Consider the following 18,286-nt stretch of genomic DNA (forward strand, 5'->3'; position numbering starts at 1 on the left):
ACGGCGCCCGTCGCGAGGCCGCGGCCGGCGCGAGCATCGAGGAGGTCCTCTGGGGGCTCTGGGACCGCAGCGGCCTCGCGCGCGAGTGGAGCGACCGCGCCGCGGGCCGGGGGATCGTGGCGGCCGAGGCCGACCGGCACCTCGACGGGGTGGTCGCGCTGTTCACGGCGGCGAAGCGGTTCGTCGAGCGCACCCCCGAGGCCCCGGCCGTCGGGTTCCTCGACGCCCTGCTCGGCGCCGAGGTGCCCGAGGACACCCTCTCGCCGCAGGCGTCCGCCGAGTCGGTGCTCGTCTGCACCCCGTCCGCTGCCGTGGGCCTCGAGGTCGACGTCGTCGTCGCAGCCCGCCTGCAGGACGGCGTGTGGCCGAACCTCCGGGTGCGCGGCGCCCTGCTCGGCCCCGACGACCTCGTCGACGCGGCGCAGGCGGGCGAGGTACCAGACCAGGGGCCGACCCCGGTCGACGCCCGTGCCGCCGTGCTCAGCGACGAGCTGCGCATGTTCGCGCTCGCGGTCTCGCGAGCGCGTCGCCAGGTCGTCCTCTCCTGCACCTCCGACGACGACGAAGGGCCGTCGGTCTTCTTCCGGCTGCTGCCGACCGACGCGCCGTCGCCGCCCGGGGGGCACCCGCTCTCGCTCCGCGGCCTCGTGGGGCACCTCCGGCACGTCGTGGTCGAGTCGACCCACCAGGGCCGCGCGGAGTCGGCGACGGCGGGCCTCGCCCGTCTCGCCGCGGCCGGCGTCGCCGGGGCGCACCCGGGCGAGTGGTACGGCCTCGCCGAGCCGAGCACGTCGGCGCCCCTGGTCGACCTCTCCGAGCCCGAGGCCCACGTCGCGGTGTCGCCCTCCCAGCTCGGCTCGTTCGAGGAGTGCCCGCTGCACTGGTTCGTCGACCGGTTCGGCGGATCGGCGCCGAACGCCTCGATGGGCATCGGCACGGTCCTCCACTCCGTCATGGAGCACGCGCTCGACACCGACGTCGAGGCCCTGTGGGACGCGGTCGAGGAGCGCTGGGACGAGCTCGACTTCGAGTCGCCCTGGATCGCCGAGGCCGAGAAGCGCCGAGCCCGACAGATGACCGAGAGCCTCGCCTCCTACCTGCGCGACTTCGCGCAGTCGGGCGGAGAGCTGATCGGGGCGGAGTCGACGTTCACCCTCGACACCGGTCCGGCGCGCCTCCGTGGCTCGATCGACCGGGTCGAGCGCACCCGCGACGGCGCCGCGGTCATCGTCGACCTCAAGACCGGGCGGGCCGCGCCGACGTCGTCGGCGGCCATCGCGGCCCACCCGCAGCTCGGCAGCTACCAGCTCGCCCTCGCCGACGGCGCGATCGACAGCGTGCCGGAGGGGACGCCGCCGGGCGGAGCGAAGCTCGTCGTCGTGTCGTCCGGCGTGCGGGGCAAGCTCTACCGGGAACCCGCCCAGGCCGCCTTCGACGCCGAGATGCTCCAGGAGTTCCGCGGCCGCGTCGAGGCCGCGGCCGAGGGCATGGCGGGGCAGGTCTTCCTGGCCCGTCTCGACGAGCACTGCGAGGGCAGGACCGGCGGCTCCTGCCGCATCCACGTCGTCGGCGAGGTCAGCGCATGAGGCTGTCGGCGGTCGACGTGGCCGTGCGGCTCGGCCTCCCCGAGCCGACGCCCGAGCAGCAGGCCGTCATCGAGGCCCCGCTCGTGCCCGCCCTCGTGGTCGCGGGCGCCGGCAGCGGCAAGACCGAGACCATGGCCAACCGGGTCGTCTGGCTGCTCGCCAACGGGCACGTCGAGGTCTCGCAGGTGCTCGGCCTGACCTTCACGCGCAAGGCCGCCGGCGAACTGGGCGAACGCATCGAGAAGCGCATCCGCCAGCTCGGCGAGGCGGGGCTGCTGGGCGACGACCCCGACCCGTTCGACGTCCCCACCGTGTCGACGTACAACGCCTTCGCCAACGGGGTGTTCCGCGACGACGCCCTCCGCGTGGGCCGCGAGCCCGAGTCGCAGGTGCTCGGCGAGGCCTCGGCCTGGCAGCTGGCGCGGTCGCTGGTCGTCGCGAGCCGCGACGACCGCCTCGCCGGGCTCGGACGCAGCGTCGACTCCCTGACGGAGGCGGTGCTCCGGCTGAGCCACGCCCTCAGCGAGAACGTGGCCGACGGCGACGACGTGCTCCGTCTCAGCGACCGGTTCCTCGACCTCGCGGGCCTGCCCTCTGCCAAGGGGTCGGCCTACAAGTCGGTCACCGACGCGGTCGCCGCGGTGTCGGCGCTGCCTCCGCTCGTGGCGCTCGCCGAGCAGTTCGCCGACGAGAAGGCGCGTCGGGGCCTCGTCGAGTACTCCGACCAGGTCGCGCTCGCCCTCGACGTCTGCGACACGGCTCCCGAGGTCGTGGACGCGATGCGCGCGCGCTTCCGCGTCGTGCTCCTCGACGAGTACCAGGACACGAGCGTCGTGCAGACGCGCCTGCTGTCGCGTCTGTTCGCCACCACGGGCGTGATGGCGGTCGGCGACCCGCACCAGTCCATCTACGGCTTCCGGGGCGCCTCCGCGGCGAACCTCGGCCGGTTCCCCGTCGACTTCGGGGCCGAGCCCGATGCCGTCTACAGCCTCTCGACGAGCTGGCGCAACTCCCGGGGCGTGCTCGACGCCGCCAACGTCGTGGTGGCCGAGCTGGCGGCGGCGTCCGAGGTGCCGGTCGGCGAGCTGCGAGCCCGGCCGACGGCCCCCGAGGGCCGGGTCGAGACCCTCTTCGAGCAGACCCTGCCGGCCGAGGCGGACCAGGTCGCGGCCTGGTTCGCCCGCGAGCTCGCCGCCCCGCCCGTCGTCGACGGCGTCCCGTCGCCGCGCACGGCGGCGCTGCTGTTCCGGTCCAAGAAGACGATGCCCGCCTTCGTCGAGGCCCTCGCCGAGCACGGGGTGCCCTACCGGGTGCTCGGCGTCGGCGGGCTCCTGCAGCGCCCCGAGGTCGTCGACCTGGTGTCCTGCCTCCGGGTGCTCCACGACCCCTCGGCCGGGTCCGAGCTCATCCGGCTCATGACGGGTGCGCGCTGGCGGATCGGCCTGCACGACGTCGCGGCGCTCCGGTCCGTCGCCTCCTGGCTGTTCGCCCACGACCACGCGCAGCAGGTGCTGGGCGACGAGGTCGCCGCGGGCTTCCGTGCCTCCGTCGCCGTGGGCGAGCACGGCTCCCTGGTCGACGCGCTCGACTTCGTCGCCACGGCGCCCGACGGGCACGGACAACTGCGCGGGCTGAGCGACGAGGGCCTCGCCCGGATGCGACGGCTGGGCTCGCAGCTGGCGTTCCTGCGGGGGCGCACGGGCCTCGACCTGGTCGACCTCGTGACGCTGGTGCAGCAGGAGATGCTGCTCGACGTCGAGGTCGCGGCCGCCACCGGGCAGGGCCACGGCGGCGCGTGGCTGCAGGCCTTCGAGGACGAGCTGACGGGCTACGTCGCGGCGGACGAGAACGCCGCCCTCGGCGGCTTCCTCTCCTGGCTGGCCGCGGCCGAGCGGCGCGACGACATGGGGCCGAGATCGGACGACGGTGAGCCCGGCACCGTCCAGCTGCTCACGGTGCACGGCTCCAAGGGCCTCGAGTGGGACCTCGTCGCGGTGCCGCGCCTCGTCGAGGGGGAGCTGCCCGGCACGTCGCGCGAGGGCGTCGGCTGGCTCGGTTTCGGCGAGCTGCCCTACGAGTTCCGTGGCGACGCCGCCGAGCTGCCGGACCTCGCGTGGCGCTCCGTCGACGACCAGAAGGAGTTCGACCAGCGGCTCGCGGCCTTCAAGGACGACCTCCGGCGTCGGCACCTCTCCGAGGAGAGGCGCCTCGCGTACGTCGCGTTCACCCGAGCGAAGGAGGCCCTGCTGCTCAGCGGGTCGTTCTGGTCGTCGACGGTGAAGCCCCGGCAGCCGAGCAGGTACCTGGCCGAGCTGGTGGAGGCGGGCCTCGTCCCGGTCGACGCGGTGCCGGCCGAGCCCGACGACGAGTCCGATCCTCTCGCCCAGTCGTCGCGCGAGCTGGTCTGGCCCGTCGACCCGCTGGGCCCGAGGCGCGCACGGGTCGAGCGCGCCGCGGTGCGGGTCGGGCGCACCCTCCGGGCTCGCGAGTCGGCGGAGTCCGGCACCGGCGAGGTGGTCGACGCGGCGGCCCGGCGGCAGGAGGACGTGGGGCCGTGGGCCGACGACATCGACCTGCTCCTGCTCGAGCGAGAGGCCGTCCGTCGGCGGGCCGGCAGCATCGACCTGCCGCAGCGCATCCCGGCGTCCCGCTTCAAGGACTACGTGAGCGACCCCTCCGGCGTCGCCTCGTCCCTCCGCCGTCCGCTGCCGGAGCGCCCCTACCGGGCGACGCGCCTCGGCACCCTGTTCCACGAGTGGGTCGAGCAGCGGTACCGGCCGACCGGCCGCGCCGAGCTGCTCGACGCGTGGGGTCTCGAGCTCGACCTCGACGACGACGAGGAGCGCGGCGGGAACGGACTCGTCGATCCCGACGACGCGCGCCGTCTGGTCGAGCTCCAGGCCACCTTCGAGGGGTCTCCCTGGGCCCGGCTCGAGCCGGTCGAGGTGGAGCTGGAGGTCCATCTGCCGCTCGGACGGCGGACGGTCATCTGCAAGATCGACGCCGTCTTCGAGCGGGAGGGGCGCCTCCAGGTGGTCGACTGGAAGACCGGTCGAGCCCCGACGGACGACGCAGACCTCGAGCTGCGGCAGCTGCAGCTCGCCCTCTACCGCGAGGCGTACTCGGCGTTCCGCGGCGTGCCGGCGGACGACATCGACGCGGCCTTCTACTTCGTGGCGGACGACGTCGTGGTCGAGCCCCGGCACATCGCGGACAGGGACGAGCTCTCGGCCCTCTGGGACGCGGTGGAGGCAGGGGGCCAGGCCGAGCTGCCCATCGGCTAGACGAGTCGGGTCGGACACGGCCCGGCCGAGGGCCGTCCCCACCGTGTCTCAGCCGGCCCGACCGTGTCTCAGCCGGTCCGGCCGTCAGCCCGACCGGGGCATCAGCCGTGCCGGCGCTCGGTGGTCGAGAGCAGCTCCTCGACGCCGTCGAGGTCGAGCGCGGCCGTCGAGTCCGACGAGATCGACACCCCGTCGGGAGACTGCAGCCGGTCGACCAGGGCGGCCATCATGCCGACCGCGTCGTCGACGACGGCGGTGTTCTTCGTGGCGGTGCCGTGCAGCAGCCACTTCGCCGTGTCGAGCTCACGGTAGAGGGTGGCGCGACGACGGAGCTGGTGGTCGCTCGTGCCCCGGGCGTCGTTGTAGGCCGAGAAGGCGGAGTCGACGGCCTTGGAGCCGGCGCCGAGCAGCCAGGCGAGGTCGCGGGCAGGGTCGCCGACCTGCAGGTCGTGCCAGCCCAGGACGCCGGTGACGGCGCCGTCCAGGACGAGGAAGGACGCCGCGTCGAGGGATCCGTTGACGACGGTGGGCTGGAACTGCCACAGCACGTGGTCCTGGATCGCCGCCTCCCACCGCTCGAGGAGCGCGGCGGGCAGCAGCCGGGTGGAGGCGGCGCGGTCGACGAGCGAGGCCGTCGACCGCATCGCCTCGAACGGCGTGTGGCTCGTGAGCCCCGCGTCGGTGACGAAGCTGGTCGGCAGGGCGTGGATCGCGGCCACGCCTCGGCCGAGGGCCGTGGGCAGGCCGGAGCCGCCGGTCACCTGGGCCGTGCGGAGATGCGTCCCCGCGATGAAGTCGTAGACGATCCCTCGGGTCCGGCCGACGGGGGCCTGGCCCCGGTAGGACGGGACGGCGAAGGGCAGACGCCCGCGGACGCCCGCGCTGAGGGCCCGGAGGGCGACCAGGTCGGCGGACTGCTGTGCCTCCGCGCGCTGCGACCGGGGGACGCGCACGATGAGCTCGTCGCCGGCCCCCGTCGTGAGCAGCGCGGAGTCGACGTCGCCGGTCGAGGAGCCGTGCGGAGAGGTGGTGCGCACGTCGAGGTCGGCGACGGCGGCCGTGGCCAACGCGGCTAGAGTGAGGTGAGATCTGGCCATGCCCTCAGGGTAGGCCGCAGTGTCCGGTGCTCCGCCGTTCGCCACGCTGTCAACTCGCGATGATTGGTCGTCCGATGTCCTCGCCGCTCACGTCCCGGCTGCCCCTCGCCCGACACCAGGTCGACCGCGACTACCTCACGCGAGAGAGGCCCGACGCGATCCCCGAGCTCCTCGCGGACTCGGGCACGCGCGTGCTCCCCGTGTGGGGCACCCGCCTGCTGATGGCGGGCGGCGACCGTCTCGCCCTCCTGCCCCCGAGCGAGGTCCCCGAGGCGGCCGGTTACCTCTACCTCGGACGGTCGCTCGACCCCGACGCGGCCGAGCCCGTGGGCACGCCCCTGGTCGCGGCCCTGCTCGACGACGAGGCCTCGGCCCGGCTGTCGGCGACCGACGACGACTGGGGCAGCGTCCGCATGTTCGGCACCCGGCTGAGCGACCGGGACGCCGGCCTGGCCGTCGAGGCCGTGGCGCTCGCCAACTGGCACGACTCGCACCGGTTCTCGCCTCGCACCGGCCGTCCCCTCGTCCGCGACAAGGCCGGGTGGGTCGGCCGCGACGCCGACGACGGCCACGAGGTCTTCCCCCGGACCGACCCGGCGATCATCGTGGGCGTCACCGACGCCGAGGACCGCCTCCTGCTCGGCTCGAACGCGCTGTGGGAGTCCAACCGCTGGTCGCTGCTGGCGGGCTTCGTCGAGCCAGGGGAGTCCCTCGAGCACGCGGTCCAGCGCGAGATCTTCGAGGAGAGCGGCGTCAAGGTCGTCGACCCGCGCTACGTGGGGTCGCAGCCCTGGCCGTTCCCGGCCAGCCTCATGCTCGGCTTCACGGCGCGCGTCGACGTCGACGATCCGGGCACCCTCGAGCCCGACGGCGCCGAGATTCTCGACCTGCGCTGGTTCAGCCGCGACGAGCTGGCCGCCTCGCTCGGCGAGGTCCTCCTGCCCGGCCGCACCTCCATCGCACGCGCCATCATCGAGGACTGGTTCGGCGCCGAGCTCGACCAGTGAGCGACGCCGCGTCGCTGATCGCGGGCCTCGACGAGCAACAGCGCGAGGCGGCCAGGCGCCTGCTCGGCCCCGTCTGCCTGCTGGCGGGGGCCGGCACGGGCAAGACCAGGGCGATCACCCACCGGATCGCCTACGGGGTCGCCACCGGCGTGTACGCGCCCGGTCGTGTGATGGCCCTCACGTTCACGTCGCGTGCCGCGGCCGAGCTCCGGGGGCGCCTCCGCCAGCTCGGTGCGGGCGGGGTCTCGGCGCGTACCTTCCACGCCTCGGCCCTGTCGCAGCTGTCGTACTTCTGGCCCCAGACGATGGGCGGGCAGATGCCGCGGCTGATCGACAGCAAGGGCAAGCTGCTGGCCCATGCCGCCGAGCGGGTCGGGCTGAAGCTCGACACGGCCTCGCTGCGCGACACCGCCGGCGAGATCGAGTGGCGCAAGGTGTCCCGCCTCACGGTCGAGCAGTACGCCGTCAAGGCGCACTCGCGCAACCTGCCCCCGTCGCTCACCGTCGACAAGGCCGTCGACCTGCACCGCGCCTACGAGGACATCAAGGACGAGCGCCGGCAGCTCGACTTCGAGGACGTCCTCCTGGCGACCGTCGGGATGATGCAGCTCGAGCCCCGCGTGGCGCAGCAGGTCCGTGAGCAGTACCGCTTCTTCGTCGTCGACGAGTACCAGGACGTCTCACCGCTGCAGCAGGAGCTGCTCGAGCTCTGGCTCGGCGACCGCAACGACCTCTGCGTGGTGGGCGACGCGAGCCAGACCATCTACTCGTTCGCCGGGGCCTCGGCCGACTACCTCCTCGGCTTCGGCTCCCGCTACGACGACGCGACGGTCGTCCGGCTCGAGCAGAACTACCGGTCGTCGCGCCAGATCGTCGACACGGCCAACCAGCTGATGCGGGGCCGGCCCGGCGCGCTGCACCTGCACCCGGCGGTCGAGTCGACGGGGCCCGTGCCGCCCGTCGTGCAGTACCCGACCGACATGGCGGAGGCCCGCGGGGTCGCGCAGACGATCGCCGACGAGATCGCGAGCGGCGTCGCGCCGGAGGAGATCGCCGTGCTCTACCGGGTCAACGTGCAGGCCGCGGCGCTGGAGCGCGCCCTGGCCGACGTGGGAGTCTCGACGCGCATCCACGGCGCCACCCGGTTCTTCGACCTCCGAGAGGTCAAGGAGGCGGTGATGATGCTCAAGGGAGCCTCGGTCAGCATCATCGGCGAGCCCCTCTTCAAGACGGTCAGCGACGTGCTGCGCTCCCTCGGCTGGACGCAGGAGGCGCCGGAGCAGCGAGGCGCCCTCCGCGACCGCTGGGAGTCGCTGAACGCCCTCATGGGCCTCGCCGAGGCCTCGCCGGAGGGCACGACCCTCGTGCAGTTCGTGGAGGAGCTGCTGGCGAGGCAGGCCGGACAGCACGAGCCGACGATGGCGGCGGTGACCCTCGCCACCCTGCACTCGGCCAAGGGCCTCGAGTGGCGCAGCGTCTACCTGGTCGGCCTCAGCGAGGGGCTCGTGCCGATCAGCTACGCCCAGGGCCTCGAGGCGATCGACGAGGAGCGACGCCTGCTCTACGTCGGCATCACCCGGGCGCGGGAGCGACTGCGTCTCTCGTGGGCGCCGAGCGGCCAGGGCCGGGGCGGCGAGCGTCGACCGAGCCGGTTCCTGGAGGAGCTCCGCACCCGCAGCCGGGATGGGGCCGCACGACCGACGAGCTGACCTCGTAGGTGTCGAGGTCGATGCGGACGACCTCCGCCGGTTCGGAGCCGTTGACGCGGCCGTCACCGTCGACAGCGTCTCCGGCGGGGGACGTCGTCGCCGCGAGGACCCGACGGACGGTCCGGACCGCGGCGTCCCGGAGGACGAGCAGGGGAGGCGCGGCGACGGGGAGCGTGGCCAGCTGCCCCGCGATGGCCGGCCACGCACCGTCGCGGTCGCCGTCGTGGAGGTGCAGGCACCGCGCACAGGCCGTCACCCCGGGGACGACGACCGGACCGACGCGGACCGAGCGGTCGCCGACGCGCACGAGGACGTGCGGCACGTCCCGGCGCAGCCACTCGGACACGACGACGGGGTCGAGGGCGAGGCCGCCGACGACGACGCCGACGTGCTGCCTCGCCCCGTCGACCCGACCCGGCGTCGAGGCGGTCGAGGCGGCCGACTCGCCGTCCTCGAGGAGCACGCCGAGGCCGCAGGACTCGAGCACGCGCCCCACCTCGTCGGCCAGGGCACCGCGCCCCGCGAGCCGGACGACCGGGCGGGGTGCCGGAGTGCGCCGTGCCGTGGGGCCGGGGAGGACGACGGGCCCGAGCTGCCTCACGAGGTCGGCGGCCTCGGACCCGTCGCAGCCGACCTGGACCACCACCGCCGAGATGCCCCCGGCCCCGAGGCCGGCCGAGACGGCCGCCAGGAACTCCGCCTGCCCCGCCGTCACCCGGTCGACGACCGCGTGGACGTGCTCGACCCCGATCTGGAGCGACGACGGATCACGCCAGACGACGGGAGCACGGGCAGGGAGACGGAGCGGCGAGGGGCGGGGCACCTGACGAGACTGGACCACGTCCTGCGGCCCCGCCGGGTTGTCCACAGGAGCTCGGGCGCTCCCGTGGTCCTCAGGGGGCGGGGGAGGAGCCGGGCTCGTCGGCCGAGCCGTCCTCCGCCTCACGGGGACGGTCGTCGCTGGTGTCGTTCAGGAGGTCCTCGATCGCCTGGTCGACGTCGTCGAAGGCCGGTTCGCTCGACGTGAGCCGGGCGATCAGCGCCTGCGGGTCGTCGACGTCCGCGCTGGTGGGCACGATGTCGGGGTGCGACCAGAGAGCGTCGCGCTGCTCGGCGCCCACCGCCTCCGAGACGGCCGACCACATGGCCGCGGCCTCGCGCAGCCGACGCGGCCGCAGCTCGAGTCCGACGAGCGTGGAGAACGCGGACTCGGCCGGCCCGCCCGCGGCTCGGCGGCGACGAACGGTCTCGGCGATCGCGGCGGAGCGGGGGAGGCGCGCGGTGGCCTGGGCGGTGACCACGTCGACCCAGCCCTCGATCAGGGCGAGGGTCGTCTCGAGCCTGCCGAGCGCGGCGAGCTGCTCGTCGGTCTTCGGGGGGATCAGCGCGCCGCTCGCCAGCGCGTCGCGCAGCTCGCCCGGGTCGGAGGGGTCGAAGTCGACCGCCAGCTCCTCGAGCCGGGCGGTGTCGATGCGGATCCCCTGGGCGAACTCGCGGATGGACGAGATGAGGTGGAGGCGGAGCCACCGAGCGTGCCGGAACAGCCGGGCGTGGGCCAGTTCCCGCACCGCGAGGTAGAGCTGCACCTGGTCGGTCTCGATGTCGAGGCCCTCGCCGAAGGCGGCGACGTTCTGCGGCACGAGCGCGGCCTGCTGGTCGTCGAGGAGGGGGATGCCGACGTCGCCGCCCGAGACGACCTCGGTCGAGAGCTGGCCCACGACCTGGCCGAGCTGCATCGCGAACAGCGTGCCGCCGACGCTGCGCATCACCTGGCTGGCACCGGCGAGGAGCTGCTGCATCTCTTCGGGGGCCTGCTCGCGGAGGACGTTCGTGAGGGAATCGGCGATGGACTCGGCGACCGGCTCGGCGAGCTGGGTCCACACCGGCATGGAGAGCCGTGCCCACTCGGCGCGCGTGAGCAGGCGAGGCGCCACCGTGAGCTCGGAGACGAAGGTGACGTCGTCGAGCCAGAGGGCCGCGACGTGGAACGCCTGCTCGAGGGCCCGCCCGTCGGCCGGGCTGGTCGCGACGGCGGACTGCGTGCCCACGGAGGCGGCCTGGTCGGTCGCGACCGACCAGTCGATGCCGTCGCCGCTGCGGGCCACGGCGGACTGCAGCTGGCTCATCAGCTGGGCCACGAAGGCCGGGTCGTTCGGCAGCCCCGCGGCACCCGCGAGCTGCGACGGATCGATCTCGGAGTCGCCGGACAGGAACTGGCGGAGCATGTCGCGGAACTCGTCCTCAGGCTCGCGCTGCGGATCATCGGTCATGGTGGCTACGCTAGCTCGTGGCCCCAGGAACAGCCTGGATCCCGGCCGATGCCCCAGGGTCCTTCGCTGCGCCCGTGGCGAACAGCGAGAGGAACACCCGTGGCCTTGTTCACGCCCCCGACCCGAGCCGCCACGGCCGGTCGCCGCTCCGCACGCCTCGGCTGGTCCCTGCTCGGCGTCGCCCTGGTCTCCGGCCTCGCGCTCACCTTCATCCCGTCGCCGTACCTGATCGAGCAGCCCGGCCCCGTCTTCGACACCCTGGGCACCGCCGAGTACGAGGGCGAGGACGCCCCCCTGATCACCGTCGACGGTGCGGAGACCTACCCCACGGCGGGTTCCCTCGACCTCCTCACCGTGAGCGTCCAGGGCAACGAGTCCGTCCGCCCGAGCTGGATCGAGGTCGTCGGCTCCTGGTTCTCCCCGAGCCGGGCCGTCGTGCCGGTCGAGGCGATCTATCCCTCCGGCGTCTCGAACGAACAGGTCGACGAGCAGAACGCCGTCGACATGCAGAACTCCCAGAAGTCCGCCGTCGCCGCCGCCCTGGTGCACGAGGGGTACCGGGTCCCCAGCACGGTCTCGGTGAGCCAGGTCTCGCCCGGTGGTCCGTCGGAGGGCGTGCTCGAGGAGGGCGACGTGCTCGTGAGCGTCAACGGCGAGGACCTGACGACGAACGGCGACGTCGACGCCCTGCGCTCGATCGTGGCCGACAACGGGGCGACGTCCCCCGCGGAGGTGGTGGTCGAGCGGTCGGGCCAGCGCGAGACCGAGCAGATCACCCCCCAGGAGGTGCAGGGCACCTCCTTGCTGGGGGTCGGCGTCAGCGTCGACTACACGTTCCCCTTCGACGTCACCCTGCGCCTCGACAAGGTGGGCGGCCCCAGCGCCGGCATGATGTTCGCCCTCGGCATCATCGACAAGACGACGCCCGGCGAGCTCAACGGCGGCGAGCGGGTCGCGGGCACGGGCACGATCACCGCGTCCGGCACGGTCGGCCCGATCGGCGGCATCCGCCAGAAGCTCTACGGCGCGCGCGACGCCGGCGCGACCGTGTTCCTCGCGCCGAGCTCGAACTGCGACGAGGTCGTGGGCCACGTGCCCGACGGGCTCGACGTCTACTCGGTCGCCACCCTCGACGACGCCGTCACGGCGCTCGAGACCGTGGCCGACGGAGGCGACACCGGGGCGCTGCCCACCTGCTCGGCGCAGTAGGCGCGAGGAGGCGCGTCCAGGTCCTTCATGGACGCGTCGAGGACGATGGGCGGGCTCGCAGCCTGTTCAGGAGCGGCCCCCGTAGGATGGCCGTCCACGTCCCCTGATCCAGGAGCAACCACTTGACGTCACCCGCATCGTCGCGACCCGTACGACGCTCGCCCCGATTGCCCGTCCTGGTGACGGTGGCGGTCCTCGCCGCCCTGGTCATCGCGTTCTTCATCTTCTCGTCGCTGCTGACGGACTACCTCTGGTACGACCAGCTGGGCTTCGCCAACGTGCTGACGACCCAGTGGCTGGCCGGGGCAGCGATGTTCTTCGTCGGCTTCGTGGCCATGGCCGTGCCGGTGTGGGTGAGCATCGAGGTCGCGTTCCGGTTCCGGCCGGTCTACGCCAAGCTCAACTCCCAGCTCGACCGCTACCAGCAGGTCATCGAGCCGCTGCGCCGCGTCGTCGTCATCGGCGTCCCCGTGGTCCTCGGCCTCTTCGCCGGCATCGCCACGTCCACCAACTGGCAGACGACCCTGCAGTGGCTCAACCGGACGCCCTTCGGCCAGACCGACCCGCAGTTCGGCCTCGACGTGGGCTTCTACGTGTTCGAGCTGCCCTTCTACCAGGGCGTCGTCGGCTTCGCCTCGGCGGTCGTGCTGATCAGCGGCATCGCCGCCCTCGCCACGAGCTACCTGTACGGCGCGCTCCGCTTCTCGGGCCGCGACGTCCGCATCTCGCGGGTCGCGCGGATCCAGCTGGCCGTGACGGCCGCCGTCTACTTGCTGCTCCAGGGCGTCAGCCTGTGGCTCGACCAGTACGCCACGCTCTCCGACGGCACCAACAAGCTCATCACGGGTGCCACCTACACGGACGTCGCGGCAGGCATCCCCGGCAAGCAGATCCTCGCGCTCGCCGCGGCGGTCGTCGCCGTGCTGTTCATCGTGACCGCCGTCATCGGCCGCTGGCGCCTGTCGGTCATCGGCACCGCCGCGTTGATCATCATCAGCATCATCGTCGGCGGCATCTACCCGTGGATCGTCCAGCGATTCCAGGTCGAGCCCAGCGAGCGCACCGTCGAGTCGACCTACATCGACCGGAACATCCAGGCCACCCGGGACGCGTACGGCGTCTCCGACGTCGAGGAGCAGCCGTACGACGCCGTCTCCGACGCCGAGGCGGGCGCCCTGGCGGGCGACGCGGTCACGACCGCGAACATCCGCATCATCGACCCGGCCCTCGTGACCGACGCCTTCGCCCAGCTGCAGCAGTACCGCCAGTACTACAGCTTCCCCGAGCAGCTCTCCGTCGACCGGTACACGATCGACGGAGCGACGCAGGACACGGTGATCGCCGTGCGCGAGCTCAACACCGACCAGCTCGGCAGCTCGGCCACGCCCTACAACACGACGTTCGTCTACACCCACGGCTACGGCGTCGTCGCGGCCTACGGCAACCAGCGCTCGGCCGACGGCCAGCCCGTGTTCCTCGAGTCGGGCATCCCCGTCAACGGTGCGCTCGGCGCCGCGGACGAGTACGAGCCGCGGATCTACTTCGGCCAGGAGTCGCCCGCCTACTCGATCGTCGGCGGCGACGGAGGCGACGACATCGAGCTCGACTACCCCTCGGGCAGCAACGACAACGGCACGAACCAGACGACGACCTTCAGCGGCGACGGCGGGCCCAAGCTCGACAGCGCCTTCAAGAAGCTCATCTACGCCATCAAGTTCCAGTCCGAGCAGGTCTTCCTGTCCGACGCCGTCAACGACGGCTCGCAGATCCTCTACGACCGTGACCCGGCGCAGCGGGTGCAGAAGGTGGCTCCGTACCTGACCATCGACAGCGCGCCCTACCCGGCTGTGGTCGACGGCAAGGTCAAGTGGATCGTCGACGCCTACACGACGACGCGCGAGTACCCGTACTCGAAGCCGCAGGCCCTGTCCGACGCGATCGCCGACACCTACACCGAGCGTCCCGTCTACGCGTCGAACGAGATCAACTACATCCGCAACTCGGTCAAGGCGACGGTCGACGCCTACGACGGGTCGGTCGACCTCTTCGCCTGGGACACCGAGGACCCGATCCTCAAGACCTGGGAGAAGATCTTCCCGTCGACGGTCAGTCCGCTCAGCGACATGAGCGTCGAGCTCATGCAGCACGTCCGCTACCCGCAGGACATGTTCAAGGTGCAGCGCGCCATCCTCGGCACGTACCACGTCACCGACGCCGACTCGTTCTACTCGAGCGATGACGCGTGGGTCACGCCCAACGAGCCGACGAGCAACGCGGCCAGCCCGCCGCTGCAGCCGCCGTACTACCTGACGCTCCAGCTGCCCGACCAGGATCCGGCCTTCTCCATCTACTCGACGTACATCCCGCAGCAGTCGGGCGAGAACGCGAGGAACGTGCTCACCGGGTACCTGGCGGCCAACGCGGACGCCGGTTCGACGCCGGGCGAGATCTCGGAGAACTACGGGAAGCTCTCGCTGCTGACCCTGCCGAAGACCGACACGGTGCCCGGCCCCGGACAGGTGCAGAACAACTTCAACACCGACACGGCGGTCGCGAACCAGCTGGCGCTCCTCACCCGAGGCGACACGAGCGTCGTGCGGGGCAACCTGCTCACGCTCCCCGTCGGCGGCGGCCTGCTCTACGTGCAGCCGATCTACGTGAAGTCGAACTCCGAGACGTCGTACCCGGTGCTGCAGAAGGTGCTGGTCTCGTTCGGCGAGAAGATCGCCTTCGAGGACACCCTGAACGGCGCGCTCGACTCGCTGTTCGGCGGCAACTCCGGGGCGGTGGCCGGAGACGACGCCGTGCCCGAGACGGACGACGGCACGTCGACCGACACCGGCGGCGACACGGGCACCGACTCGGGCACGACCGATCCGGGCACGGCGACGCCGGCTCCGGACGCGGGCACCGACACCGGCAACTCGGCGCTGAACGCGGCCCTGGCCGACGCTCAGTCCGCGCTGGACGACCGTGCGGCGGCGTACGCGTCGAACGACCTGGTGGCGGCGGCGGAGGCCGACCAGCGCCTCCAGACCGCCCTCGAGGACGCGGTGGCCGCCAGCGGCCAGTGACGTCCTGACCTGACGGCGACGGCCCCCCCTCGACAAGTCGGGGGGGGCCGTCGCCGGCGATGCAGGCGCGCGGAGAGCGAACAAGGTCGCCACACACCACCTCTCGCGGCCTCGATTTGTGGAGCGTCAGATGCCGTGATAAGTTTCTTCTCGTGCCGCGGGGTGGAGCAGTTCGGTAGCTCGCTGGGCTCATAACCCAGAGGTCGTAGGTTCAAATCCTGCCCCCGCAACCAACGCCGCACCACGACAGAAGCCCTGGTCACTCGATCGGGGCTTCTGTCGTTCCCGGCTCCTGTCGTTCCCCGCGTCCGGCTCTCTCGTGCTCGGCGCCCTGTGTGCCAGCATGTCCCTGTGCCAGGCATAGCCGTCGTCGTCGCGCCCGACTCCTTCAAGGGGACCGCGGGTGCCTCCGCCGTGGCCGCCTCCGTCGCCGGGGGATGGCGCTCCGTGCGGCCGGGCGACCACGTGACCGAGCTGCCCCTGGCCGACGGCGGGGAGGGCACCCTCGACGCCCTCGAGTCCGCGCTCCCCGGCTGCACACGTCACGAGGTCGTCGTGCCCGGCCCCGACGGACGGGCCGTCACGGCGTCCTGGCTGATGCTCCCCGACGGGACGGCCGTGGCGGAGCTCGCGTCGTCGAGCGGCCTCGGGCTGATGTCGGCACCTGCGCCGTACGACGCCCACACGCGCGGCCTCGGCCGGGTGCTCGCCGACGCGCTCGACGCAGGTGCACAGCGCCTCGTCGTCGGGCTGGGCGGCAGCGCGTCGACCGACGGGGGAGCCGGGCTCCTCACGGAGCTCGGCGCGCGCCTCCTCGACTCCCTGGGCGAGCCCGTCGTCGACGGGTCGCACGGGCTGGCCTCGACCGTGCGGGTCGACCTGTCCGGTCTCCGGCCCGTGCCCGCGGGCGGGGTCGAGATCTGGTCCGACGTGACGGCGCCGTTGCTGGGGCCGCGCGGCGCTGCCGCCGTCTTCGGTCCGCAGAAGGGCGCCGGTCCCGACGACGTCCTCGCCCTCGAGCGCGCCCTCGAGGGCTTCGCCGTGCTGGTCGACGCCGACCCGTCGACGCCGGGCGCCGGGGCCGCGGGCGGGACGGGCTTCGGGCTCCTCGTCTGGGGCGCCGCCGTCGTCTCCGGCGCCGAGGCCGTCGCTGAGGCCGTGGGGCTCGACCGCCTGGTCGCCGAGGCCGACCTCGTCGTCACCGGGGAGGGGCGGTTCGACGACCAGACGGCGGGCGGCAAGCTCGTCTCGTGGGTCGCCTCCTCGGCTCGTGCCCTCGACGTGCCGGTCGCCCTCGTGGCCGGCCAGGTGGCAGCGGACCCGGCCGGGTTCGTGGACGTCGTCGACACGTCCGTCCTGGCCGGGGGCGCGGCCGCCTCGCGGGCCGAGCCGCAGCGGTGGCTCACCGAGGCCGGTGCCCTGTTGGCCGCGCGCGCCACCGCACGCAGCGACGTGGGCGGCGAGGGCGACGCGGCCCGCGAGACCGCGTGAGTCGAGGAGGCGACCCGCTCGTCCCTCAGACGCGCAGGGCCGCCAGCTGACGAGCCGCCTGCTCGAGCACCTCCGTGCGCTTGCAGAACGCGAACCGGATGCGCGACGCGTGCTCGACCGCCGCCTCCTCGTGGCAGAAGGCGCTCACCGGGACGCCGACGACGCCGGCCAGCTCGGGCAGTCGCCGACAGAGGTCGGCGGCGTCCGAGAAGCCGAGCGGGGCGGCGTCGGCGACGACGAAGTAGCCGCCGCGGGACGGCGCGACGGAGAACCCGGCGGCGACGAGCCCGTCGGCCAGCACGTCCCTCCTTCGCTGCAGGCCGGCGGCGAGCCCCGCGAACCACTCGTCCGGCAGGCCCAGCCCGACGGCGATCGCGGGCTGGAAGACCGAGCCGTTCACGAACGTGAGGTACTGCTTCACCGTCATCACCTTCGACACGAGGTGCTCGGGGCCGGTGAGCCAGCCGATCTTCCAGCCCGTCGTGCTGAAGGTCTTGCCCCCGCTGGAGATGCCCAGGGTGCGCTCCGCGGCGCCGGGCAGGGTCGAGAGCGGCACGTGTGCGGCACCGTCGAAGAGCAGGTGCTCGTACACCTCGTCCGTGACGAGGACGGCGTCGTGGCGGCGCGCCAGGTCCACCACGAGCTGCCTCGTCGACGCGTCGAGCACCGTGCCGGTCGGGTTGTGCGGGTCGTTCACGATCACGAGGGCCGTGCGGTCGGAGAACGCCGCGCGCAGCTCGGCGTGGTCCACCGCGAACTCGGCGCCGCGCATCGGGACGGTGCGGTGCACGCCCCCCGCGAGGCCGATCACGGCTCCGTAGGCGTCGTAGAACGGCTCGAGGGTGACGACCTCGTCACCGTCGTCGACGAGGGCGAGGACCGTCGCGGCCAGGGCCTCGGTGGCACCGGCCGTCACGAGCACCTCGCGTCCCGGGTCGAGCTCGATGCCGTAGAAACGCCGCTGGTGCTGGGCGACGGCCTCGAGCAGCTCGGGCCTGCCGCGACCCGGCGGGTACTGGTTCAGGCCGGCGTCGAGGGCGGCGTGGGCGGCGTCGAGCACGACCCGGGGCCCGTCCTCGTCAGGGAACCCCTGGCCGAGGTTGATCGCACCGGTACGGGCTGCCAGCGCGGACATCTCGGCGAACACGGTGGGCGCGGCGCGGCCGGCACCGTCGAGCAGCATCGCGCCGCGCGCGGCGCGTTCCCAGGGGGCAGGTGCAGTCATGGTGCTGTCACGGTACCTGCACGACCGGTCGCCTCCGCAGGGGCAGGCCGGCCCTCACCGGCGGACGCATAAGCTGACCGCAGCCCGCTCCCAGGCGGGTCTTATGCGCTGCACAGCTTGCCCGACCAGGCTGACAGGGCTTGGAAGGAGCACACCCTCATGAACGAGACCCCCCGAGGCGCGGACGACCACGTCGGTCCCCACCACGACCACGACGCCGACGCGACGAACGAGGCGCCGACGACCGGGGGCCCCGCCGAGGAGGCGCGGGCCGACCGAGCGGACGCCGCAGGCCGTCCCGAGACGGCCGCCGCCGCTCCGCGCGGGCAGGAGC

10 protein-coding genes, 1 tRNA gene and 1 pseudogene are annotated in these 18,286 nt (G+C 73.2%); 8 read left to right on the forward strand and 4 right to left on the reverse strand.

Annotated features, from left to right (window positions below):
* Positions 1-1,586: PD-(D/E)XK nuclease family protein (locus RWM17_RS05500; protein ID WP_314102035.1), on the forward strand; the 1,586-nt coding region annotated here is incomplete at its 5' end.
* Positions 1,583-4,870 (forward strand): ATP-dependent DNA helicase, encoded by a 3,288-nt coding sequence (locus RWM17_RS05505; protein WP_314102036.1) that lies wholly within the window; start codon positions 1,583-1,585, stop codon positions 4,868-4,870. The genes RWM17_RS05500 and RWM17_RS05505, both read left to right, overlap by 4 nt.
* A gap of 101 nt (positions 4,871-4,971) precedes the next feature.
* Here RWM17_RS05505 and RWM17_RS05510 read toward each other — a convergent pair whose 3' ends face one another.
* Positions 4,972-5,967, reverse strand: a complete 996-nt coding sequence (locus RWM17_RS05510) for a phosphotransferase (RefSeq protein ID WP_314102037.1) — start codon at positions 5,965-5,967, stop codon at positions 4,972-4,974.
* 74 nt (positions 5,968-6,041) lie between these two features.
* On the opposite strand from RWM17_RS05510, the gene nudC reads away from it, so the two are divergent.
* A complete protein-coding gene (nudC, locus tag RWM17_RS05515; protein WP_314102038.1) occupies positions 6,042-6,974 on the forward strand; it encodes an NAD(+) diphosphatase in 933 nt (310 codons plus the stop codon).
* Positions 6,971-8,683, forward strand: a complete 1,713-nt coding sequence (locus tag RWM17_RS05520) for an ATP-dependent helicase (RefSeq protein ID WP_314102039.1) — start codon at positions 6,971-6,973, stop codon at positions 8,681-8,683. The genes nudC and RWM17_RS05520 overlap by 4 nt, the downstream gene beginning before the upstream one ends.
* On the opposite strand, the pseudogene RWM17_RS05525 reads toward RWM17_RS05520, so the two are convergent.
* Positions 8,682-9,629: pseudogene (locus RWM17_RS05525) on the reverse strand (hypothetical protein); the annotation flags it as partial. The gene RWM17_RS05520 and the pseudogene RWM17_RS05525 overlap by 2 nt on opposite strands.
* A complete protein-coding gene (locus RWM17_RS05530) occupies positions 9,577-10,953 on the reverse strand; it encodes a zinc-dependent metalloprotease (protein WP_314102040.1) in 1,377 nt (458 codons plus the stop codon). The gene RWM17_RS05530 and the pseudogene RWM17_RS05525, both read right to left, overlap by 53 nt.
* A gap of 99 nt (positions 10,954-11,052) precedes the next feature.
* On the opposite strand from RWM17_RS05530, the gene RWM17_RS05535 reads away from it, so the two are divergent.
* From RWM17_RS05535 to RWM17_RS05550, 4 genes are all read left to right on the forward strand, one after another.
* Positions 11,053-12,162, forward strand: a complete 1,110-nt coding sequence (locus RWM17_RS05535) for a S16 family serine protease (protein WP_314102041.1) — start codon at positions 11,053-11,055, stop codon at positions 12,160-12,162.
* Positions 12,163-12,329: 167 nt separating this feature from the next.
* Positions 12,330-15,236, forward strand: coding sequence for a UPF0182 family protein (locus RWM17_RS05540; RefSeq protein ID WP_399540138.1), 2,907 nt, complete (start codon positions 12,330-12,332; stop codon positions 15,234-15,236).
* 156 nt (positions 15,237-15,392) lie between these two features.
* A tRNA-Met gene (locus RWM17_RS05545) sits at positions 15,393-15,469 on the forward strand.
* 127 nt (positions 15,470-15,596) lie between these two features.
* Positions 15,597-16,727 carry a glycerate kinase gene (locus tag RWM17_RS05550; protein WP_399540140.1) on the forward strand — a complete coding sequence of 377 codons (1,131 nt, stop codon included), beginning with the start codon at positions 15,597-15,599 and terminating at the stop codon, positions 16,725-16,727.
* Positions 16,728-16,752: 25 nt separating this feature from the next.
* Here the strand turns inward: RWM17_RS05550 and RWM17_RS05555 are convergent, their stop codons facing one another.
* Positions 16,753-17,952, reverse strand: a complete 1,200-nt coding sequence (locus RWM17_RS05555; protein WP_314102044.1) for an aminotransferase class I/II-fold pyridoxal phosphate-dependent enzyme — start codon at positions 17,950-17,952, stop codon at positions 16,753-16,755.
* Positions 17,953-18,286: the final 334 nt, after the last annotated feature.

This window comes from uncultured Frigoribacterium sp., assembly GCF_963515265.1.
GTDB lineage: Bacteria > Actinomycetota > Actinomycetes > Actinomycetales > Microbacteriaceae > Frigoribacterium.